This is a genomic window from Rhizobium bangladeshense, from assembly GCF_017357245.1.
GTDB lineage: Bacteria > Pseudomonadota > Alphaproteobacteria > Rhizobiales > Rhizobiaceae > Rhizobium > Rhizobium bangladeshense.
The window spans coordinates 163,225-185,159 of sequence record NZ_CP071616.1; the positions used below are offsets into that span (position 1 = coordinate 163,225).

Annotated in this window: 22 protein-coding genes and 2 pseudogenes; 10 read left to right on the forward strand and 14 right to left on the reverse strand. The window is 61.0% G+C overall.

What is annotated here, in order from left to right; all coding sequences use genetic code 11:
* Nucleotides 1–25: 25 nt before the first annotated feature.
* From J2J98_RS28535 to J2J98_RS28570, 8 genes are read left to right on the forward strand one after another with little or no spacing between them, the layout of a single operon-like run.
* Nucleotides 26–1,153 carry a BMP family ABC transporter substrate-binding protein gene (locus J2J98_RS28535; RefSeq protein ID WP_207604004.1) on the forward strand — a complete coding sequence of 376 codons (1,128 nt, stop codon included), beginning with the start codon at nt 26–28 and terminating at the stop codon, nt 1,151–1,153.
* Between the two features lie 23 nt (nt 1,154–1,176).
* Entirely contained in the window at nt 1,177–2,307 is a 1,131-nt protein-coding gene (locus J2J98_RS28540; protein ID WP_207604005.1) for an ABC transporter permease, read from the forward strand.
* Nucleotides 2,307–3,233, forward strand: coding sequence for an ABC transporter permease (locus tag J2J98_RS28545; protein ID WP_207604006.1), 927 nt, complete (start codon nt 2,307–2,309; stop codon nt 3,231–3,233). The genes J2J98_RS28540 and J2J98_RS28545 overlap by 1 nt, the downstream gene beginning before the upstream one ends.
* Before the next feature lie 34 nt (nt 3,234–3,267).
* Entirely contained in the window at nt 3,268–4,284 is a 1,017-nt protein-coding gene (locus J2J98_RS28550) for a formamidase (protein ID WP_207604007.1), read from the forward strand.
* A 10-nt stretch (nt 4,285–4,294) separates the two neighbouring features.
* Nucleotides 4,295–4,996 (forward strand): biuret amidohydrolase, encoded by a 702-nt coding sequence (gene biuH, locus J2J98_RS28555; RefSeq protein WP_207604008.1) that lies wholly within the window; start codon nt 4,295–4,297, stop codon nt 4,994–4,996.
* Nucleotides 4,993–6,543, forward strand: coding sequence for an ABC transporter ATP-binding protein (locus J2J98_RS28560; RefSeq protein ID WP_207604009.1), 1,551 nt, complete (start codon nt 4,993–4,995; stop codon nt 6,541–6,543). The genes biuH and J2J98_RS28560 overlap by 4 nt, the downstream gene beginning before the upstream one ends.
* Nucleotides 6,543–7,211: a cysteine hydrolase family protein gene (locus tag J2J98_RS28565; protein ID WP_207604010.1), complete on the forward strand. Its 669-nt coding sequence runs from the start codon at nt 6,543–6,545 to the stop codon at nt 7,209–7,211. Before J2J98_RS28560 ends, J2J98_RS28565 begins: the two co-directional genes overlap by 1 nt.
* Entirely contained in the window at nt 7,204–7,557 is a 354-nt protein-coding gene (locus J2J98_RS28570; protein ID WP_064713065.1) for a cupin domain-containing protein, read from the forward strand. The genes J2J98_RS28565 and J2J98_RS28570 overlap by 8 nt, the downstream gene beginning before the upstream one ends.
* Nucleotides 7,558–7,659: 102 nt before the next feature.
* On the opposite strand, the pseudogene J2J98_RS28575 reads toward J2J98_RS28570, so the two are convergent.
* Nucleotides 7,660–8,222: pseudogene (locus J2J98_RS28575) on the reverse strand (LysE family translocator).
* Between the two features lie 128 nt (nt 8,223–8,350).
* Here J2J98_RS28575 and J2J98_RS30635 point away from each other — a divergent pair.
* Entirely contained in the window at nt 8,351–8,554 is a 204-nt protein-coding gene (locus tag J2J98_RS30635) for a hypothetical protein (RefSeq protein WP_246569489.1), read from the forward strand.
* A 297-nt stretch (nt 8,555–8,851) separates the two neighbouring features.
* Here J2J98_RS30635 and hemA read toward each other — a convergent pair whose 3' ends face one another.
* The 13 genes and pseudogenes from hemA to ccoN all read right to left on the reverse strand — a co-directional run bounded on the left by hemA (nt 8,852) and on the right by ccoN (nt 20,949).
* Nucleotides 8,852–10,066 carry a 5-aminolevulinate synthase gene (gene hemA / locus J2J98_RS28580; protein WP_207604163.1) on the reverse strand — a complete coding sequence of 405 codons (1,215 nt, stop codon included), beginning with the start codon at nt 10,064–10,066 and terminating at the stop codon, nt 8,852–8,854.
* Between the two features lie 251 nt (nt 10,067–10,317).
* Nucleotides 10,318–10,995, reverse strand: a complete 678-nt coding sequence (locus J2J98_RS28585) for a CBS domain-containing protein (protein WP_207604164.1) — start codon at nt 10,993–10,995, stop codon at nt 10,318–10,320.
* 243 nt (nt 10,996–11,238) lie between these two features.
* On the reverse strand, nt 11,239–11,736 hold the full coding sequence (ccmE, locus tag J2J98_RS28590; protein ID WP_207604011.1) for a cytochrome c maturation protein CcmE: 498 nt from the start codon (nt 11,734–11,736) through the stop codon (nt 11,239–11,241).
* 265 nt (nt 11,737–12,001) lie between these two features.
* On the reverse strand, nt 12,002–12,667 hold the full coding sequence (locus J2J98_RS28595) for a Crp/Fnr family transcriptional regulator (RefSeq protein ID WP_207604012.1): 666 nt from the start codon (nt 12,665–12,667) through the stop codon (nt 12,002–12,004).
* Nucleotides 12,668–12,699: 32 nt separating this feature from the next.
* A complete protein-coding gene (gene ccoS, locus J2J98_RS28600; protein ID WP_207604013.1) occupies nt 12,700–12,858 on the reverse strand; it encodes a cbb3-type cytochrome oxidase assembly protein CcoS in 159 nt (52 codons plus the stop codon).
* The gene (locus tag J2J98_RS28605; RefSeq protein WP_207604014.1) at nt 12,855–15,143 is read right to left on the reverse strand and encodes a cation-translocating P-type ATPase; all 2,289 of its coding nucleotides are present in this window, start codon (nt 15,141–15,143) and stop codon (nt 12,855–12,857) included. The genes ccoS and J2J98_RS28605 overlap by 4 nt, the downstream gene beginning before the upstream one ends.
* A complete protein-coding gene (locus J2J98_RS28610) occupies nt 15,140–15,625 on the reverse strand; it encodes a FixH family protein (RefSeq protein ID WP_064709249.1) in 486 nt (161 codons plus the stop codon). The genes J2J98_RS28605 and J2J98_RS28610 overlap by 4 nt, the downstream gene beginning before the upstream one ends.
* On the reverse strand, nt 15,622–17,190 hold the full coding sequence (gene ccoG, locus J2J98_RS28615; protein WP_207604015.1) for a cytochrome c oxidase accessory protein CcoG: 1,569 nt from the start codon (nt 17,188–17,190) through the stop codon (nt 15,622–15,624). The genes J2J98_RS28610 and ccoG overlap by 4 nt, the downstream gene beginning before the upstream one ends.
* A 172-nt stretch (nt 17,191–17,362) precedes the next feature.
* Nucleotides 17,363–17,548 carry a hypothetical protein gene (locus J2J98_RS28620; protein WP_064709251.1) on the reverse strand — a complete coding sequence of 62 codons (186 nt, stop codon included), beginning with the start codon at nt 17,546–17,548 and terminating at the stop codon, nt 17,363–17,365.
* Nucleotides 17,549–17,558: 10 nt separating this feature from the next.
* Nucleotides 17,559–18,421 (reverse strand): annotated as a pseudogene (gene ccoP / locus J2J98_RS28625) (cytochrome-c oxidase, cbb3-type subunit III).
* Between the two features lies 1 nt (nt 18,422).
* Nucleotides 18,423–18,575, reverse strand: a complete 153-nt coding sequence (locus J2J98_RS28630; protein ID WP_017969139.1) for a CcoQ/FixQ family Cbb3-type cytochrome c oxidase assembly chaperone — start codon at nt 18,573–18,575, stop codon at nt 18,423–18,425.
* Between the two features lie 8 nt (nt 18,576–18,583).
* The gene (gene ccoO, locus J2J98_RS28635) at nt 18,584–19,318 is read right to left on the reverse strand and encodes a cytochrome-c oxidase, cbb3-type subunit II (RefSeq protein WP_207604016.1); all 735 of its coding nucleotides are present in this window, start codon (nt 19,316–19,318) and stop codon (nt 18,584–18,586) included.
* Nucleotides 19,319–19,326: 8 nt separating this feature from the next.
* Complete coding sequence (ccoN, locus tag J2J98_RS28640) at nt 19,327–20,949, reverse strand: cytochrome-c oxidase, cbb3-type subunit I (protein WP_207604017.1); 1,623 nt, start codon at nt 20,947–20,949, stop codon at nt 19,327–19,329.
* Nucleotides 20,950–21,185: 236 nt separating this feature from the next.
* Here ccoN and J2J98_RS28645 point away from each other — a divergent pair, with 236 nt between their 5' ends.
* On the forward strand, nt 21,186–21,917 hold the full coding sequence (locus J2J98_RS28645) for a Crp/Fnr family transcriptional regulator (RefSeq protein ID WP_138395943.1): 732 nt from the start codon (nt 21,186–21,188) through the stop codon (nt 21,915–21,917).
* Nucleotides 21,918–21,935 lie beyond the last annotated feature (18 nt).

Genomic DNA, 21,935 nt, shown 5'->3' on the forward strand with positions numbered 1-21,935 from the left:
AAACCGCCGCAAGGGGAGCATTCCGATGACCAGACTCCTTTCCATGAAACGACGCCATTTCCTTCAGGCTTCTGCCGCTGCCGCTCTCGTCGGTGCAGCGCCTGGTCTCCTCTCCTCGCGCGCGCTTGCGCAGACGGCGCTGACCGTAGGCTTCATCTATGTGGGCCCCAAGGATGACTATGGCTACAACCAGGCGCATGCCGAGGGGGCTGCCGCGGTCAAGGCGCTGCCGGGCATTACCGTCGTTGAAGAAGAAAACGTGCCCGAGACGGTGGACGTTCAGAAGACGATGGAATCGATGATCAATCTCGATGGCGCCACCCTGCTCTTTCCGACCTCCTTCGGTTATTTCGATCCGCACATGCTGGCAATGGCAGCCAAATATCCGGATATCCAGTTCCGCCATTGCGGCGGGCTGTGGCAGGAGGGCAAGCATCCGGCCAATACCGGCTCCTATTTCGGCTATATTTTTCAGGGCCAGTATCTGAACGGCATCGCCGCGGGCCATACGACGAAGAGCAAGAAGATCGGTTTCGTCGCCGCCAAGCCGATCCCGCAGGTGCTGCAGAACATCAATGCCTTCCTGCTCGGCGCGCGCAGCGTCGATCCGACGATCACCTGCCAGGTGATCTTCACCGGCGAATGGTCGCTGGCGGTCAAGGAGGCGGAAGCCACCAACGCGCTGGTCGACCAGGGCGCCGACGTTATCACTTGCCATGTCGACAGCCCGAAGGTGGTGGTCGAAACCGCTGCCGGCCGCGGTGCCTTCGTCTGCGGCTACCACGCCAATCAGAGCCCGCTTGCGCCCGAGAAATACCTCACCGGCGCCGAATGGGCCTGGGGGAATGTCTATAGCGACTTCGTCAAGAAGGCCCAGGTTGGCGAAAAGCTCGGCAACTTCGTGCGCGGCGGCCTGAAGGACGGTTTCGTCAAGATGAGCGCGCTTGGCCCTGGTGTTCCCGAGGCGGGCCGCAAGGCATTCGAAGCGACGCATGCCGAGATGATGAAGGGCGGTTTCTCCGTCTTCAAAGGTCCGCTCAAGGATAACAAGGGCAACTCCGTCGTCACGGCAGACAAGAGCTACGCCGAAGATGCCATCGAGCTCGAAAGCATGAGCTATCTGATCGAAGGCGTGGTCGGATCCACGGCGTAAACCGCAACAGAGGGGGAAGCGCCATGACCGTTCAGGCCAATGATCCCGCAATATCGGTCGCTTCCGGCAAACCAACCTCGCTGCGACCCCTGCTCGAATGGACCGCGCGCAGGGCCGAACCCATTGTTATCGGCCTTGTGGCCATCCTGATCGGTCTCGGGCTCTTCTCCCTCTTCATCCTGGCGATCGGCAGATCGCCGGCCATGCTCTTCCAGCTCATGGACACCGGCGGCTTTGGCAGCTGGTTTTCCGTACAGAACAGCTTAAGCCGCGCCGCACCCCTTCTCCTGACGGCGCTCTGCGTCGCCCTGCCCGCCCGCCTCGGCCTCGTCATCATTGGCGGGGAAGGAGCGGTCGTGCTGGGCGGCGTTGCCGCCGCAGCCATGGCCATGCCGCTCGTCGGGACTGCTCCTGCCCTCCCTGTCCTTGTTCTCATGGCGATCGCCGCCATGGTGATCGGCGGCGCCTGGATCGGCCTTGCCGGTTTCCTGCGCCACTATCGCGGCGTCAACGAAACCATATCGTCACTACTGCTCTCCTATATCGCCATCGCGCTGATGAACCAGTTCGTCGAAGGCCCGCTGCGCGATCCGGCCAGCCTCAACAAGCCCTCCACCGAGCCGCTGCCAGCGGACTACATGCTTGGCAACATCCCCGGTATGGACGTGCATTGGGGGCTCGTCATCGGCATCCTCGCCTGCATCGTCTCCTGGATACTAATCGAGATGACGAGCTACGGTTTCGCCGCCCGCGTCGCCGGCGGCAATGTACGCGCCGCCCAGATTCAGGGCCTGCCCGTCGGCAGGCTGATTGCCGGCTTCACCGCGATCGCCGGCAGTTTCGCCGGCCTGGCCGGCATGGTCGAGGTCTCCGCTGTGCAAGGCAGCGCCAATGCATCGCTTGCGGCAGGCTACGGTTATACCGGCATCCTCGTCGCCTTCCTCGCCCGCCACAATCCGCTGGCGATCATCCCGGTAGCGATCCTGCTCGGCGGCATCGATGCCTCGGGCGGCCTCATCCAGCGCCGCATGGGCTTGCCCGATGCAACGGTGCTGGTGCTGCAGGGCACGCTCTTCATTGTCATTCTCTTCTGCGAGACCTTCTACGGGCGCTTCAAGGTCTTCAATCCCGACCTTTGGAAAAGGAGCCTCTGATGGAAGAGACGGGTATCGGCATCTGGGGGGTGCCGCTGGCGATCCTGGCAGGCGCCATCCGCGTTTCCACGCCCTTTATCTTCGTCAGCCTGGGCGAGACGATCACCGAACGCTCCGGCCGCATCAACCTCGGTCTTGAAGGCACGCTCGTCTTCGGCGCCATGACGGCTTACGCCGTCGCCGTCATGACCAATTCACCGTGGCTCGGTGTGTTGGCGGCCATGGCAATGGGCGCGGTCTTCGGCCTCGTCCACGGCTGGATCTGCAAGTGGCCGAAGGTTAACGATATCGCGATCGGCATTGCCATGATGCAGTTCGGGCTCGGCCTTGCCTTCTTCCTCGGCAAGCCTTTCATTCAGCCGGCCGCGCCGCATCTGCCGGCAATTCCGCTTGGCTTCTGGTCCAGCATGCCGCAGATCCAGGCGGCGCTGAACGTTAACGTGCTCTTCCTGCTTGGCGCAGCACTCGCCTTTGTTCTCTGGTGGGCTTTCAAGAATACCCGTATCGGCCTGATCCTGCGCGTGGTCGGCGACAGTACCGACGCAGCGCGCGCCATGGGCGTCAATCCGGATCGGGTGCGACTGCTTGCCACCGCCGTCGGCGGTTCGCTGGCGGCAATCGGCGGCGCCTATCTGTCGCTTTATTATCCCGGTTCCTGGAACGAAGGAATTTCTTCCGGCCAGGGTCTAATGGCCGTGGCGCTGGTCATCTTCGCCCGCTGGAACCCGATCGGCTGCTTCCTTGCCGCCCTGCTCTTCGGTGGCGCCGGTGCACTCGGCCCGGCACTGCAGTCCGTCGGCGTCACTCAGGGCTATTACCTCTTCTATGCTGCCCCTTACGTGCTGACTCTGGTCATCATGATCGCGACCTCGTCACCCACCCGTTCGCTCGCCGGCGCGCCTGGCGCGCTTTCCCTGACGAAATAAGCCCGAACGACATAGGTCTGAAAGGAGTCAAACGATGAACGGCCTCGGCGGATTGAACAAATCGGAACATGGCGTCGGCATCGGCCTTGTCCAACTGCAGCTTCCCGTCACGGTCACGAGGGAAGACCTTGCCCGCCAGACACAGGTGATCGTCGATCTCGTCGGCAAAGCGCGGCGCAACCAGCCCGGCATGGATCTGGTCGTCTTTCCGGAATATGCCCTCCACGGCCTGTCGATGGATATCAATCCCAAGATTATGTGCACGCTCGACGGTCCGGAGGTCTCCGCCTTCAAGAAGGCCTGCAGCGACAACGCGATCTGGGGCTGCTTCTCGATCATGGAGTTGAACCCGGAGGGCATGCCCTATAATTCCGGTTTAATCATCGACGATAAGGGCGAACTTAAGCTCTATTACCGCAAGATGCATCCTTGGGTGCCGGTCGAACCATGGGAGCCCGGCAATTTCGGAATTCCCGTCATCGACGGGCCGAAGGGAGCCAAACTCGCGCTCATCATCTGCCATGACGGCATGTTCCCGGAGATGGCGCGCGAATGCGCCTATAAGGGTGCGGAAATCATGATCCGCACGGCCGGCTATACAGCGCCGATCCGCGAAGCATGGCGCTTCACCAACCAGTCGAACGCCTTCTGCAATCTCATGGTCACGGCGAGCGTCTGCATGTGCGGCTCCGACGGCACGTTCGACTCGATGGGCGAAGGCATGATCTGCAATTTCGACGGCTCGATCATCGCTCACGGCACATCCGGCCGCGTCAACGAGATCGTCACCGCGGAAGTGCGTCCGGATCTTGTGCGCGAAGCACGGCTCGGCTGGAGCGTCGAAAACAATATCTACCAGCTCGGTCACCGCGGCTATGTCGCCGTCGCCGGCGGCGCTGATGACGCGCCCTATACGTACATGCACGATCTCATCGCCGGCAAATACCGCCTCCCGTGGGAGGATCAGGTGAAGGTTACGGACGGTACGTCCTGCGGCTTCGACAAGCCGGCGCGCCGCTACGGCGAAACACTCAAACTCGCGGGTGAATAGGAGAAAAACGATGGTCGCCATGGTCGAAACCAGAGGACATTATATCGACGCCGATCCCTATGCCTGGCCTTATAACGGCGCCCTGCGTCCGGATAATACCGCTCTCATCATCATCGACATGCAGACGGATTTCTGCGGCAAGGGCGGTTATGTCGACCACATGGGATACGACCTTTCCCTGGTCCGGGCGCCCATCGAGCCCATCAAGAAGGTTTTGGCCGCCATGCGCGCCAAGGGCTATCACATCATTCACACTCGCGAGGGTCATCGGCCCGATCTTGCCGACCTGCCGGCCAACAAGCGCTGGCGTTCACAGCGCATGGGCGCAGGCATCGGCGATCCAGGCCCTTGCGGACGCATCCTCACACGCGGCGAACCGGGCTGGGACATTATCCCAGAACTCTATCCGATCGAGGGCGAGACGATCATCGACAAGCCGGGCAAGGGCTCCTTCTGCGCCACCGATCTGGAGCTGATCCTTAACCAGAAGCGTATCGAGAACATCATCCTGACTGGCATCACGACGGATGTCTGCGTGTCCACCACCATGCGCGAGGCGAACGATCGCGGCTTCGAATGCCTGCTTCTGGAAGACTGCTGCGGCGCGACCGACTACGGCAACCATCTCGCTGCGATCAAGATGGTGAAAATGCAGGGCGGCGTCTTCGGCTCCGTGGCGAATTCCGCAACGTTCGTGAGCCAGCTGCCATGAGCACGATCCGCGACACGCCGCTCCCGCGACCCGGCAAGGCCGTCGGCATCGACACGATCGACATGACGATGCGTTTTGGCAGTTTCACCGCCCTCGACCGTGTTTCGATCAAGGTGCCCTCGGGCTGCTTCCACGCCCTGCTCGGCGAGAACGGCGCCGGCAAGTCGACGCTTGTCAAATGCATCATGGGCTTCTATCACGCGACGTCAGGTTCTCTCTCCGTCGACGGCCGCGAGGTGGCGATTTCCTCGCCCAAGGATGCGGCGAGTTACGGCCTCGGCATGGTCTATCAGCACTTCACGCTGGTCCCTTCGCTGACCGGTGCCGAAAACCTTGTCATCAGCCGCGCGGAAGTCCCCGCTTTCATCAATTGGGCCAAGGAACGAATGGATCTTTCCGCCTTCATGGAGCGGATGCCCTTCAAGATCCCGCTCGACCGGCCGGTGAGCGAACTGGCCGCCGGCGAGAAGCAGAAACTCGAAATTGTCAAGCAGCTCTATCTCGGCCGCTCCTTCCTTGTCCTCGACGAGCCAACCTCCGTGCTGACGCCTGCAGAAGCCGATGAGATCCTCGGTCTCGTGCGCGGGATGACAGAGCGTGGTGAACTGACCGCGCTGATGATTTCCCACAAGTTCCACGAGGTGACGAAGTTTGCCGATGCCGTTTCGGTCCTGCGTCGCGGCAAGCTTGTCGGCTCTGGAAAAGTCGGGGAACTCTCCACGGCCGAGATGGCCGCGATGATGATCGGCGACGTCAAGCTCGCCGAGCTCGACACCCGCATCCCCGTCCCGGAGGACGCCAAGCCGGTCCTCAAGGTGGAGCAGGTCAGGGCGCCCGACCGCTCGGGTCTCAAGACCATCGAAATCAAAAATCTCATGGTCCGCTCTGGCGAGATCGTCGGCATTGCCGGCATATCAGGCAATGGTCAGAAGGAACTGACTGAGATCCTCGCCGGCCAGCGGCCGACCGATACCGGCCGTGTCAGCGTTAAGGGCGAGACGTACACGGCAACACGTCTGGAGACGCGCAAGAACAATGTCCGTTTTATTCCCGAGGAGCCGCTGCAGAACGCCTGCGCGCCACGGATGACGGTCAGCGAAAATCTCGCCTTCCGCACTTTCGATCTAAAAGCGGACGGCAAGGATGCCGTCTGGCTGAACAAGGCCAAAATGAAGAAGAGCGCCACCGCTCTGATTTCCGACTTCAAGGTGAAGACAGCCTCGTCTTCCTCGCCGATCGCGGCACTATCGGGCGGCAATGTGCAGCGCGCGGTGCTCGCCCGCGAGCTCACAGGCGAGGTTGACCTGCTGATCGTGTCCAATCCCTGCTTCGGCCTCGATTTCTCGGCAGTAGCCGAAATCCGCTCCCGGATCATGAAGGCGCGGAACGCTGGCACGGCTGTGCTGCTGCTTTCCGAGGATCTCGACGAACTGCTCGAGATGTCCGATCGGATCATGGTCATTTCCGAAGGCAAACTGGTCTACGAGACGCCGGCGCGCTCGGCGGATATCGGTGTGATCGGCGCCCATATGGCGGGGCATCACTGATGGCGGAGATCAAGGCAGAACCCTTCGCCTTTCCGGCGAGGCATGATCAGCTCGCGCTCATCGTCATCGACATGCAGCGTGATTTCGCCGAGCCCGGCGGCTTTGGCGCCAGCCTCGGCAACGACGTCAGCCGCATCATGAGAATCGTGCCCGAAGTCAGACGCCTCATCCAGGGCTTCCGCTACGCCGGACTGCCGGTCATCCACACGATGGAATGCCACAGGCCCGATCTTTCGGATTTGCCGCCGGCAAAACGCGACCGCGGCAACCCTACACTCCGGATCGGCGACGAAGGCCCCATGGGTCGCATCCTCATCTCCGGCGAGCCCGGCACGGCTATTCTGCCAGAGCTCGCTCCGGTAAAAGGCGAAGTGGTTATCGAAAAACCCGGCAAGGGCGCCTTCTACGCGACCGAGCTCGCGGAAGTGCTGCAGCAGAAGGGTATCACACAGCTGGTTTTCGCAGGTGTGACGACCGAAGTTTGCGTGCAGACCACCATGCGCGAAGCGAATGACCGCGGCTATGAGTGCCTGCTCGCCGAGGAGGCGACGGAAAGCTACTTTCCCGAATTCAAGGCCGCCGCCATCGCCATGATCCGCGCCCAGGGCGCGATCGTCGGCTGGACGGCCCGAGTCGACGATATACTGGAGAGCATCGCCCATGCCTGAAACCACACGCGAACTGCTCACAGCAGGCGGTTGGAAGGATCTGGAATTCGGTCCGTTTCGCGATCAGGTGACCATCCACTGGATCCGACCTTTCGCCGACGACCAGCCAGGCGTGGCGCTCCTGAAATACGAAGCCGGCGCGGGTGTTCCCCGCCATCGGCATGAGGGGCTCGAAACCATTCTCGTGCTCGACGGCGTGCAATCGGATGAAGCGGGCGATTACGGCCGCGGCAGCTACGTCGTCAACGCACCCGGTACCGAGCATTCCGTCTGGAGCGACACCGGCTGCGTCGTGCTCATCCAATGGGATCGGCCTGTCAAAATGTTGGAACAGGAGGCAGTGTGAAGCGGGCGATTGCGCCTCCGCAAACCGGCTGTCGTCGGCGCCAGTGCGCGATGAAGACTCCGCCGGCGTTCGCTCCGGCGCGCAGGCGCAATAGCCGCATGTTCATCCGCCAAGAGCGCTGAACGTCAGCACGGCGGAGAATGCGACGAGGGTCGCGGAGCCGCACCGCCGGGCAAATGACGGCATTCGTTTCTCACGTCCGAGCATGACCCTGCCGATCGACAGCCAGATGGAGGACACTGCCAGGACCGCGGATGCGAGAATGGCGATAGATTCCGTCGCGGGCACCTCCTCGGTGGGAGGGACCATCGTCACTGCGATGATAAGGGCTTTGGGATTCAACAGCGTAGTAACGGCCAGCTGCCGCGCGCTCACGGCCTCGGCTCGGCTAGATCCGAGGCTCCAGAGCCGGAGCGCCAGGTACAGCACCCAGGTCGCCGAGAGAAGTTTGACGCCTTGCGAAACCAGCGGGTGGTCGTGGAAAAAGAACCGGCCAGACTGGATGCTGGAAGGACGATCGCAAGATATGCGGTCAGAACAGTGACGAGCAGCGCGGCCGCGCGTCCAAAGGTCAGACCCTGAGATGCCATTGCCAAAACGGTGTTGGTCGGCCCAGGCAGGATGAGAAGCGTGAAAACGCCCGCTGCAAAAGGCAGAAGATGCACTGCTAAAGTCTCCGGTTTCGCCCGCTTCTTGCACGGCCGCTCGTTCCAGTCGTTGATGAAAATCATTTTGCGTCCGGAACAATCCTGGTGCCCGGACATTTTAAATTGTTAGCTCTGAGGTGGGCGCTATGCCTTGCATGATCAGGTTCATGCTCACTCGGTTTGCCGCGGGATTCGCCATTGGTTGCACCGTGGGACTAGTCATTTGCCAGCAAGCGTTTCCTGCGATGGGTGCAGTTGAGAGCTATCTCGTGCATGGCCTCTTCATCTACTTTTTTGCGAGCACCATAGGCATGGGTTACCTCGCAACCGCTCTCCTCCTGGAAGAATAGTGCCGCAGGGAGCCGGACGCCCGCCATCATGCCGCGTCCTGCCCAGGTTCGAAGTCGGCGGGATCCGTAAACCGCAGCTGCATCGGCCGGCCGGGCGACGGAGAGCGCGGAAGAGGGAACGAATGTTCGATTTCGCGATGGTGATCCGTTCTCTCCGTGCTAGCAGAAGCCAACAACTCGTTCTTGTGAAATGGCGGCTTGCCGGTCAGGGACTATGACCAGGGCCGGTGTCTTGTCGCTGCTCGCTCGCGAGCGGCTGGCTGATCGCAATCGGTATGCGCATTTTTCCCTGTATGCTCAGGCAACCATTCGCGCCAGCGCGCAGCGCGACCAGAGCGAATGCAGGGCGTCGACGAGATGGGCGATGTCGGCGTCGGAGTGCAACGGCGTCGGGGTGATGCGCAGCCGCTCGGTCTTCTTCGGCACGGTGGGATAGTTGATCGGCTGGACGTAGACGCCGCAATTGTCAAGCAGCAGGTCGGAGATCCATTTGCACTTGGCCGCATCGCCGACCAGCACCGGCACGATATGGCTGGGATTGTGCATATGCGGAATGCCACGCTGGTCGAGCAGCGAGCGCAGCCTGCGCACCCGGTCCTGATGGCGGGCGCGCTCGAACTGGCTGACTTTCAGATGCTGGATCGAGGCGACCGCACCGGCGGCCAATGCCGGCGGCAGCGCCGTGGTGAAGATGAAGCCGGAGGCGAAGGAGCGGATGAAATCGCACAGCGCCGCGGAAGCAGCGATATAGCCGCCCATCACGCCGAAGGCCTTGCCGAGCGTGCCCTCGATGACCGTCAGCCGGTCCATCAGCCCCTCGCGCTCGGCAATGCCGCCGCCGCGCGGGCCGTACATGCCGACCGCATGCACCTCGTCGAGATAGGTCATCGCGCCGTATTTGTCGGCCAGGTCGCAGATCTCCCGGATCGGGGCGATGTCGCCGTCCATCGAATAGACGCTCTCGAAGGCGATCAGCTTCGGCGCCTTCGGATCGGCGGCCGCAAGCTTGGCTTCGAGATCGGCGACGTCATTGTGCTTCCAGATCACCTTGTCGCATTTGGCATGACGGATGCCCTCGATCATCGAGGCATGGTTGAGCGCATCGGAGAAGATGATCAGGCCGGGGATTTTCGCGCCGAGCGTACCGAGTGCGGCCCAGTTGGAGACATAGCCGGAGGTGAAGATCAGTGCTGCTTCCTTGCCGTGCAGATCGGCAAGCTCCCGCTCGAGCAGGACGTGGTAATGGTTGGTGCCAGAGATATTCCGGGTGCCTCCCGCACCCGCGCCACAGTGGTCGATGGCGCTCTTCATCGCCTCGATCACCTTCGGGTTCTGGCCCATGCCGAGATAGTCGTTGGAGCACCAGACCGTGACTTCCTGCTCGCCATTCGCGGTATGGCGCGTCGCGCGCGGAAAGTTGCCGCGGCGACGTTCGAGATCGGCAAAAACGCGGTAGCGGCCCTCGGCATGAAGCCCGTCCAGCTCGTTTTTGAAATACGCTTCGAAATCCATCATATGCTCCCTTTGCACGTCAAGCGATACATCGGGGCAGCCGGCCGGTGTTTGATCTCCGTCAAGTTCGGCGCAAGTTGCTTCCTTTCGCGGAGGTCGTGGTATTTGCTTTCCATCAAAGAGGAAGCACGCGGCGGGTCAGGAGCTCCCGTGTCAAGCAGGGAAGTTGGCAGATGGCTTGCTCAATCTTGGCACAACGGGCAAGGCTCTTGTCATTTGCTCGTGATGGTCCGCCGATACGGCCCGAGCCTTCAATCCTGGCTGCGAACAGGAGAAACCAGCAGACAATCCTTATAGCCGGCAATTCCGCCAAGGCCTTCGACGAGTACCTTGACCGCCCTGCGCTTAAGTTCGGATTCCACCTGACCGCCAACCGTCACCTGCCCGTTCAGGACGGACACCTGGACTTTTTGCGGCGTGAGACCGAGATCTGATCTCAACCGGGTGCGCACTGCCAGCGTGATGGCCTCGTCTCCCCGCGGCAACAGGGCCGTCGGCGCCTCGGCGATGACGCTCAGGATGTCCCGTCGGCTGACGATCCCGACCAGTCGTTCGTCTTCGACGATGGGTAGCCGTTTGATGCGATGCACCTGCAGGCTTTCGGCGATGTCGGAGACTTCGCTATCCGGCCGGGCGACGATGACGTCCTGGGACATGACGTCGGCGACACACCATCCGTTGCTGCCAATATAGCGTTCGAGATCGATTTCGGAGATCAATTCCGGCGCGCGCGCCGGACGGGGAGAAAAGCGAACCTCCCGGCGTAAAAGCAGATCGCCCTCCGTGACCATGCCGCAGATACGGCCGTGGTCGTCAACGACAGGAAGGCCGCTGACGTGGTTTTGCAGCATCGTCGTGACGGCATGGCGCACGCTGACCGATGGGCTGATCGACACCACATTTGTCGTCATTATATCCCTTGCTTGCATGGTCGCTGCCTCACTGATCATGATTATTCTTGGGACATGCTAGAGGCCGGCCGGTCATGCCGCTTTGATTTTCATCAAACTGTTCGTGGCCGCCCGTCACATTCGCTACAGCTCGGCTTCCTGCGGATCTATCGGTGACCGAACGGCACGATGACGAGCAGAGGCGCCATCAAGAGACTGAAGGTCACATCGAAGAAGGGCGCCCGACCGAGTTCTTGTCGCGGTTAGGGCCGATCTCGATGATTATGGCGTCGCTTTCGCCTCCTGCCCCTGTCCCGGATTTTGGCTCTGCCCCCGCCCCTGGCCTTCCTGCCACAGCCCCTGCTGCTTCAGTTTGTCGGCCACCTCCTTCGGCATATAGGTCTCGTCATGCTTGGCAAGCACGGTATCGGCAGTAAAGACGTTACTGCCGGCGGCAAACACGCCCTCGGTAACGACGCCCTGGCCCTCGCGGAACAGATCGGGGAGGATGCCGGTATATTTGACCTTCACCGCATTGGCGCTGCCGTCGGTGACGGAAAACTCCACCGTCGAACCGGCGCCGCGCACGACGCTGCCCTCACCCACCAGACCACCGAGCCGGATGCGGGTCTCCGGCGCCACCGGCGTCTTGGCAAGATCGCCAGGCATGTAGAAATACGCCACAGACTGGCTGAAGGCGAACATCACCAATAACACCGCCGCAAGGATGAAACTCATCCCGCCTGCAATCACCACAAGGCGCTTCTGCTTGCGCGTCATTGCAAATCTCCTGCAGCTGTCGTGTGCTTAACTCCGCCACACCGCCATGGAAAAATCGCCGCGCGACTTCGGCACGGGCATTCGCACTCGTTGCCGCCGAGGTGGTCGGCAAGTGGATAAGGAAGGATAGCGATGACGCGTCGCGGCGAACACAATAGGGACAGCATGACATCGAGGTGCCATTTACCCAAAGCTTGGTGGAGCTGGCGATCCCCACATTGATGCCGGTCAAATTGCGCCGCGCTTTTCCGGCTGGTTGACAACGTCAGCATGCCTTCCGCAACAGATCGACACTGTCGACCAGCACTACCTTGCCTCTGACTTCTACACCTGCGGGAACGAGCGCCGCGAATGCCCGCGACAGGGCTTCGGGCGCGAGCCCCAATTTTCCGGCCAGAATTCTCTTCCGGTAAGGCAGGCGAAACGTAACCTGCGAGGCCGAGGCCGGGCATCGGCTCACGAGATAGTTCGCGACACGTTGCGCGGCGGTGTGCAACCGGTCCCCCGCAATGCAATCCATGGCGCCGAGCAGGTGCCGGGTCATAATACGCATGATGTTGCGATGAATGATGGGGTGCCGGTCGGCGAGTGTCCGCAGGTCCGAAAGTTCGAACAACGCCACCTCCGCTCCGTCGGCGGACCAGGCGCTGTATGCGTAGGCGCCGCCACCCGACAGAAGATATTCGCCGAAGGTGTCGCCGCACTCGCAGACATAGATATCTGCCTCGCGCCCGGCGGATTCGGATTTCGAAAGCCGGACGAACCCGCTCATCACGCAATAGACGAACGACGCCGGCTCGCCTTCGGCGATGATCCGCTCATCCGGCGCGAAGGTTTCAAACCGGGCCGTGGCGGCCAGTTCCTCTATCGTCGCCTCGTCGAGGCCGTCGAACAGGTCAGACCGCAAGAGTACGGGGTTTTTCGCAAGCATCGATCTTCCTTTCGTTTTGGCCTGTCTGCGATTCATGATTTGTTGCGATCGGTTTCGTCGTCGGCGAGAATTCGCCAGGCGGCTCCTTCAAGGTCGTCGTACTGGCCGCTCTTCAGCGACCATAGGAACGCCAGGAGCCCTATGCCTCCCATCAGGAGCGCGATCGGTATCAGATAGATCAGCATATTCATCCGGTTGTCGCCTCTCTGCTCCTGCGTTCCCGCGTCTCGATCGCCATGCGGGGACCTTTGCCGAATGTGTTCAGCCGCAGCGCGTTCGTGACTACGATGATCGATGATGTCGACATGGCTACCGCAGCGATGAGCGGCGTTGCCAGTCCGGCAATCGCAATCGGCACCGCCAGGACGTTGTAGCCGATGGCAAGCGCGAAGTTCTGCCGGATGAGGCTCGCGGATCTCCGCGCAATGGCGATCGCCTCTGGAACGGCGTCAAGGCGATCGTTGAAGAAGACAAGATCGGCCGCCTGCCGTCCGATGTCGGACGCTGTGGCAGGCGCCATTGAGACATGCGCGACGGCAAGCGCCGGAGCGTCGTTGATCCCGTCGCCGACCATGAGCACGCGACGGCCCTGGCCGCTCAGCCTCTGGCATTCCTCGACCTTCTGCTTCGGCGTGAGCGTGCCCAATGCCACGTCGATCCCGAGAACCTTTGCGGTATTGTCGACGACAGCCCGCTTGTCCCCCGAGACCATGAACGTGTCAAGACCGGCCGCGTCGAGCTTGCCGATGGTTTCGGCAGCTCCCGGGCGCAGCGTGTCGTCGAACAGGAAACGGGCCAAATGAATGCCGTTCTTCGACAGAATCACTTCCGAGAACGGGCTGTCGCCGTCTGGAGGTGCGAAACCGGCTCCGCGGGCGAATTTCGCGTTGCCGAGGCGGTAGACATCCGTCCCACGCCTTGCTTCCAGTCCGCCGCCCGGAATTTCCGCGACGCTGTCGAAGGACGACATAGGAGCGAGGTTCGTATCCCGAACCAGCGCCTGGGAAAGAGGGTGGCGCGAATGGATCGCCAATCCGCGGGCGATGACCGCGGCGTCCTCATCCACCGCCTCGGTCTTGATGAGGCGCGGTCTGCCCATCGTGACGGTGCCGGTTTTGTCGAAGGCTACAGTGTCTGCCTCGGCCAATCTTTCGAGCGCCGAGCCATCCTTGACCATGATGCCCTTCCGAAAAAGTTCGCCCGCTGCGACGACCTGAACCACGGGAACCGCCAGACCCAATGCGCATGGGCAGGTGATGATCAGAACTGCAATTGCGACCAGCATCGCCTGTTTCCAGTCGCCGCCGATAAAGCCCCAGGCAAGGAAAGAGATGAGCGCCAAAAGATGCACGGCCGGGGAATAAAGTGCGGCGGCACGATCGGCGATCCGGCGATAGCGGGCTCGTCCTCCCTCCGCGGCTTCCATCAATTCGATGATTTCCGATAGAAGTGAATCCTTCGCCACTTTCGTCGCCCGCAGGATGAGCGATCCGGTCAGATTCAACGCGCCCGAATTCACCGCGCTACCGTTGGCGACGGCGACCGGACTGCTTTCACCGGTGACGATAGAGAGATCCACGTCGCTCTCGCCGCTGACGACCATGCCGTCGACCGGGATGCGTTCGCCTGCTGCGATCGAGATGTGGTTTCCCACCGCAATCTCTTCCACCGGAACAAAGCGTCGCGATCCGTCCGGCATCATCAGCAGCGCCCCGCGCGGAGCCAGCCTCGCAAGTCCGTTGATCGCCGCGCGCGCTTTTTCCCGCATGATATGATCAAGTGTCCTGCCGATTAGCAGAAAGAACAGCAGAGAAACCGTAGCGTCGAACCATGCATGTTCGCCGTGATGAGCGGTCTCCCACAATGAAACTGCATAGGAGAGCGTCACGGCGAGCGAGATCGGAACGTCCATGTTGGTGCGCCCGCGCTTCAGCGCGTTCCAGGCCGATTTGAAGAAGAAGCGCCCCGCATAGATCAGCGCGGGGGCCGCGATCATCGCCGAAATCCAGTGAAACATGTCACGCGTCGCCGCATCTGCGCCCGACCAGACCGATACCGACAGCAACATGATGTTGGCGGCGGCGAAACCGGAAACCCCGACCGCAAGCAGAAGCTGATTTCTGGTCCTGTCGTTTTCGGGGGCTGCGGGTGTGAAAAGGTGTGCTCGATATCCGGCCGCATTGATTGCTGTAAGAATTTCGGACGGATCGGTTTCACGATCCTGGATGGTTTCCTCGTAGACGCAGGTCACTCTTCGCGCGGTGAGATTGACCCGAGCCCTCCTGACGAAGGCGAGTGCTGACAGCGCCTTTTCAATGGTCGAGATGCAGCCGCCGCAATGGACGTCGGGCACGCTGAGGTCCAGCTGGCGCAATCCTGCGCCGAGCGGATGACTGGCTAGGCGGGCCTCCTCTGCGCTGGATGACGTCGCGCTGAGGGCGAGCACGCTTTCCGTATCCATGGAGCAGCAGGTCATTGCCCGAACTCCGCAGTATCGATGCGCTTGGCCTCATGCATAATGACCGCGCCGTTCCTCCTCGATGTGGCTTCGACGATCCAGTCGCCGACCGCGACCTCGTGGTCGGCTTCGAACCTGCCCTCACCCGTCTTCCGGAGCGTCAGGTGGAAATCCTCGTGATCGCCGACCGGGCGTTTGAAATTCAACGTGACCTCGTCGATGATCGCAGGCTCGCCGTTTCCGTCGTGGATGTCGTAGCGGATCTCGCGGCCGTTGACGGAGAGAACGCCCTCGACGCCGGAGGCGGCCATCGCCTTCATCGCCGCGGCCTTGCCGTTGAATTCCTGACTGGCCACATAGGTGTTTTCGACGACCAGGCCGCTCCAGCTGGATGAGGCATAAAAGGCCATGGTGACGTTGACGGCGATCACCACGGCGAAGAATGCCGAAATTGAAAGCAGCATGTGCAAGCCGGTAAAACCTCGAGGGGAAGCATTCATTTCACGTCTCCCGGTGCGTTGAACGCCGCGCGATAGGTCGCCCGGTCGGAATGGCCCGTATCTTCGATGACGAAAAGGAATTCATTGATCTCGGCCCCATCCGGCTTGCGCGTTACGAAGACCTTCAGCGTCGTGGCCGCGTCGGGTTCTGCACGGACCGTAAAGCTGCGGCCATCCTGCCTGCCGAACTCGGGGATGCGCATCGTCCCGCCCTCGAGCCCGACAAGAGTGAGGATCACATCCCGCGGCATGGGCACCATGTTGAGGACACGAAGCGTGTAGCCGTTGCGGATGGAGCCATCGCTTTCCAGAACATATTGAGGGTTGCGATCATGGACGACGTTAAGTTCGAGCCGTTCGCGGAAGGCGAGATGGATGACCATGGCGATGCCGATCGATGCCCAGACGACGGCATAGAAGATGATTCTCGGACGAAAGATGATGCGCCAGTCAAAATGCCGGATTGCCGGAATGAAGCTTCCATCGTCATTTCGAACATTCGAGGGCTGGATAGCTGTCCGTCCTCCGTCCGTCGCAAGCGACATATTGCTCGAATACTCACTGAGCGTCGCATAGGCGATCAGGCCGCGAGGTTTTCCGAGCTTGTCCATGACGCCGTCACAAGCATCGATGCAGAGAGCGCATGTGATGCATTCCATCTGCTGTCCGTCGCGAATGTCGATTCCCATCGGACAGACCGCGACGCAGGCATTGCAATCCACGCAATCGCCGACCGGCAGGCCCTTTGCCTGGGCCTTCTTGGCGTGGCGCGACCTCTGCTCGCCGCGCCAGTCATTATACGTGACGACAAGCGAATTCTCGTCCAGCATCGCGCCCTGGATGCGCGGCCACGGGCACATATAGGTGCACACCTGCTCGCGCATGAGGCCGCCAAGCACATAGGTCGTGGCGGTCAGGATGGCGACCGTCGCATAGGCCGCTGGAGGAGCACTGCCGGCAAATAGCGACGCCGCCAGGCTCGGTGCGTCAGCGAAATAGAAGATCCATGCGCCGCCGGTGGCGGCGCCGATCAGAAGCCAGATCGCATGCTTGATCACCCGCTTCCGCAACTTGTCGAAGGTGAAGGGGCCGCCGTCGAGCTTCATTCGCGCGTTTCGATCGCCTTCGATGGCGCGTTCGACGACGAGGAAGAGATCGACCCAGACGGTCTGCGGGCAGGCGTAGCCGCACCAGGCGCGGCCCACCGCGGCGGTGACGAGAAAGAGGCCAAATCCGGCCATGACGAGCAAGCCCGCGACATAGTAGAATTCCTGGGGCCAGATTTCGATGAAGAAAAAGAAGAAGCGCCGCGAGGAGAGGTCGACGAGGATTGCCTGATCGGGCGCGTAGGGACCGCGATCCCAGCGGATCCAGGGCGCCAGGTAATAAATGCCGAGCGTGATCAGCATCACGATCCATTTGAACCGGCGGAACTGGCCCTCGGCGCGCTTTGGAAATATCTTCTTGCGCGGCGCATAAAGAGGCTGCCGATTACGACGGGCGTTGACCGGCTCGACGCTGACACGCTCGATGTCATTTGGATCTGGGGCGGTGTAAAGGTTCATGGGAGCTGTCCGGTGTTCGCCCGCTCTTGTCCCACCCGCGGCGCATCAATTCCTTGATCCAGATCAAGAAATGACCTCCGGAAACAAAAAGGGCCACGCCCTGGGGTAAAGGGCGTGGCCGGAGGACAGCGGGGGAGAAACACCGCTGGAATGTCCTCGACAGGAGTTGAAACTACCGGCTTGTCTGCCTGTGATCCTTGAGGCAGATCAAGCTGACGATCGAATTGCCGATCTTTGCCGGATCGTCCTGTTCGGCAGACGGAGGCATCGCCTTTGCGCGTGCCGAAACACGCGACCGAATGGCGGCGCGCGGTGTGCCGTAGAGGCCGAGGATCGGGTTGTGGTCGTGGGACGTCATCAATCTCTCCTTAGGTCCCGCCGCCAAGCGAATGAACGAAAATGGTGAGCTCCTTGACGGTCGTGTCCCCCAGGCGTTCTGCCCAGGCAGGCATGACGCCATGCTTGGGGAGGCAATCTGGCGAATGATGGCGTCTTCGCCGCGCGTTTTCAGCCAGATCGCGTCGGCAAGATCCGGAGCACCCATTTCCGACTTTCCTTTGGCATCTTCGCCGTGACATGCGGCGCAGTTGTCGAGGAAGAGCTGCTTTCCGGCCTCCGCGAGAGCGGGGTCCGAGGGCGTATTGGTCAGTCCCCAGACATAAGCGGCGACCTGTCGCATCTGGACAGGCTCCAGAACATCGGTGAAGGCAGGCATCTCGGAAGCGTGCGTTTCGGCATCGGACTCGGAGCGGACCCCGTGGGCGATCGTGGCCTGGATGGCTTCCAGGTCGCCGCCCCACAGCCAGTCGTCGTCGTTAAGGTTTGGAAAGCCGAGGCCGCCGCTCGCCCCGGAGCCATGACAGGGCGCGCAGTTGACTTTGAATGCCGAGGCACCGCCGGCTATGGCGAATTCACGAAGGGTAGGATCGGCGTCGATCTCCCGCACTGTCTTTGCCGCGATGAGGTCATGAAACTGCGTCTGGGACGCTTTGGCCAGATCCAGATCCTGCTGCAGCTCCGCGCGAGTGGAGTAACCGAGATAGCCTTTTGTGGCGGAAGTAATCATCGGGATCGCGGGATATGCGATCGCATAGCCAATCGCCCAGAGAATGGTGGCGTAGAAGGTCCACACCCACCAGCGGGGCATGGGATTGTTAAGCTCGCGGATGCCGTCCCATTCATGTCCGGTCGTTTCGACGCCGCTCAATTCATCGATATGTTTTTCCGACATCTCAATCGTCCTTCAAGGGAATATCCGCGGCTTCTTTCGCCGTCTGCTTGCTGCCTGGGCGAAGGGTGAACACGACCACGCCGACGAAGAATGCCGCCATCGCCAGGAGGCCCCAGCTGTCCGCGAAGTGTCTCATTGCAGTGTAGGTTTCCATGGATCACCTCAACGGTAGCCGGTCGCGTCGTCATAGGTCGAAAAATCGACCAGGGTCCCGAGCATCTGCAGGTAGGACACCAGGGCGTCCATTTCGGTCAGCTTGGCCGGATCGCCGTCGAAATCGCCGACCTTCGCCTTCGGATAGCGTTCGAGGAGGGCAGTCGTGTCGGCATTGGGATCGGCTTGAGCCCTCATGTCAGCCTCCGCGTTCGCCAGCATGTCGTCATTGTAAGGCACGCCCACGTGCTCATTGGCCTTGAGGTCCATTCCGACACCCTTGACCGTCACTTCCTGCTCCTTGAGGAAGGCGTAGCTCGGCATAATCGATTCCGGCACGACCGCCCGTGGCTCCGCGAGATGCTGCACGTGCCATTCGTTCGAATAGCGGCCGCCGACGCGGGCAAGATCCGGCCCGGTCCGCTTGGATCCCCACTGGAACGGATGGTCGTACATGGATTCCGCGGCCAGCGAATAATGGCCGTAGCGTTCGACTTCGTCGCGGAATGGCCGGATCATCTGGCTGTGGCAGAGATAGCAGCCTTCACGGATGTAGACGTTCCGTCCAGCGAGCTCCAGCGGCGTGTAAGGCCGCATGCCCTCCACTTTCTCGATCGTGTTCTGCAGGTAAAACAGCGGGGCGATTTCGACGATGCCGCCGATGCTGACGACGAGCAGCGAGCCGACCAGAAGAAGCGTCGCGTTCTTTTCGAGGATCTTATGTTTATCCAATATCGATGCCATGTCTCACCTCATTCGGCAGGCTGTGCTTGGGGCACGAAAGTGGTCGGGATTGCGGCTTCGTCGCGCAGATGGCCGCGGATCGTCATGAACACGTTCCAGGCCATGACGAGGCCACCTGCTAGATAAAGCGCTCCGCCGGCCGCGCGCAGCACGTAGTAGGGGATCATCGCCGCAACAGTTTCGGCAAAGGAATAGACGAGGAAGCCCTGGGAATTGTATTCTCGCCACATCAGCCCCTGCTGTATGCCGGCAACCCAGAGCACGGCGGCGTAAACGACAATGCCGAGCGTTGCGAGCCAGAAGTGCCAGTTGACCATCCGCAGGCTGTAGAGACGCTCGCGCCCCCACAGTTTCGGCGTCAGGTAGTAGATCGCCCCGAAGGTGATCATCCCGACCCAGCCGAGCGCGCCGGAATGCACATGGCCGATCGTCCATTCGGTATAGTGACTGAGTGAATTGACCGCCTTGACCGACATCATCGGGCCCTCGAAGGTCGACATGCCGTAAAAGGCGATGGCGACGATCATCATCCGGATGATCGGGTCCGTGCGGATCTTATCCCAGGCGCCGGACAGCGTCATAAGGCCGTTGATCATGCCGCCCCAGGAGGGCATCCAGAGCATGACCGAGAAAACCATGCCGAGCGTCTGGGCCCAGTCCGGTAGCGCCGTGTAATGCAGATGATGCGGTCCGGCCCAGATATACATAAAAATTAGGGCCCAGAAGTGGATGATCGAAAGCCGGTACGAATAGACCGGCCGATTCGCCTGCTTCGGTACGAAGTAGTACATCATGCCGAGGAAGCCGGCGGTAAGGAAAAAGCCGACGGCATTGTGGCCGTACCACCATTGCGTCAGCGCATCCTGAACGCCCGAGAAAAGAGAATAGCTCTTGGAACCGAGCAAGGAAGCAGGAACTGCAAGGTTGTTGACTACATGCAGCATCGCAATGGTAACGATGAAGCCGAGATAGAACCAGTTCGCCACGTAGATGTGCGGTTCTCTGCGCTTCAGGATCGTTCCGAGATAGACGGCGAGATAGGCGACCCAGACGATCGTCAGCCACAGGTCGACATACCATTCAGGCTCGGCATATTCGCGGGCCTGGGTGATGCCGAGGACGTAACCGGTCGCCGCCATAACGATGAAAAGCTGGTAGCCCCAGAAGACGAACCAAGCAAGGTTGCCGCCGAAGAGACGCGCGCGACAGGTACGCTGCACGACGTAAAAGGACGTCATGATCAACGCGTTGCCGCCGAAGGCGAAGATCACCGCCGACGTGTGAACCGGCCGTAACCTTCCGAAATTGAGATAGGGCGCGATGTTGAGGTCGGGAAAGGCCAGCTGCAGCGCGACAACGACGCCGACGAGGAAGCCGACCACGCCCCAGAATACCGTAGCGATCAGGCCGTAGCGGACCACTTCGTCGAAATAGCCCGATAGGTCCACTTTCCGCCGTTGGTCCGCCGGTGCGAAGTCGACCTTCCTGACAAGGAGCAGGGTTCCCGCAACGAGGCAGAAGCTGAGTATGCCCATATGGATCGCAAAGAGATGATCGTGCGCAAATGCGGCTCCAAGCAGCGCTAGAAACGCCGCGACCGCGAGCATCATCGTTTCCGTGGTGTAATTCATGATGTCGTCCCCAGTGCAAAGACGACCGCCCCGCGGCCGGCTTTCTCGTGCTTCGAGGCAGGACTGTCATGAAGCCGGCAACGGCTCCTTGATCTACATCAACAAGGCGACCCCAAGCCGCGGACCAACCGCCGCTGTTACATACTGTTACAATCTTTCACCCTTTCGCACCGTCCGCTCATCTGCTTGTGACGCAGCAGCTTTCTACTGGCCCCACTGCCACGAGGGACACGACGATGCTGATGCAGAACAACCACGCGTTCGACCATGTCGAGAAAACGGGCGAAGCCATTGATGCCGGTCAATCGCTTTCATGTCTCTTCCTGAGTTCGGCGGCGGAACCCGTCTCAGCCGGCAAGGCAATTTGTTGGGAGGGCGACAAGGCGAAACATCTCTTCCAGGTGGAAGAGGGCGTCGTTCGCCTCCATCGCATCATCGGCGAAGGTCGCCGGGTGATCACCGCATTCCTTTTCGCCGGCGATCTCATCGGCGCCTCCTTACAAAATGATTTTATTTTCACGGCCGAGGCCGTGACCGAATGCAAGATCCGGCGCATGTCGCGGAAGAGCTTCCACGAAGAAGTCGCCCGGTCCGAAGCGCTCGTCCCGGCCTACATCTCCCTACTTTGTCAGGAGGCGGCCGCCGCACATGAACAGATGGTGCTGTTGTCGAAGAAGAATGCCGAGGAGCGCCTCTGCAGCTTCATCGTCAAGCTTGCATCCCGCCGCAACCCGCGGCCGCGCCAAGGGCTCGTGCGCGTTCCTATGAACCGCCAGGACATTGCAGATCATCTCGGCCTGACCATCGAGACGGTGTCTCGCACGATCACGAAACTGGCTTCGCGCAACATCGTTATTCCCGAGGGCAGGCACGACCTGCGGATCGTCAATCTCCCCCGGCTGATACAGTTATCAGGCGACGCTGATGATTTTTCTGATGATTCCTGTCATAGGGTCAAGCTGCACTGATGCAACCAGCCGCAGGAT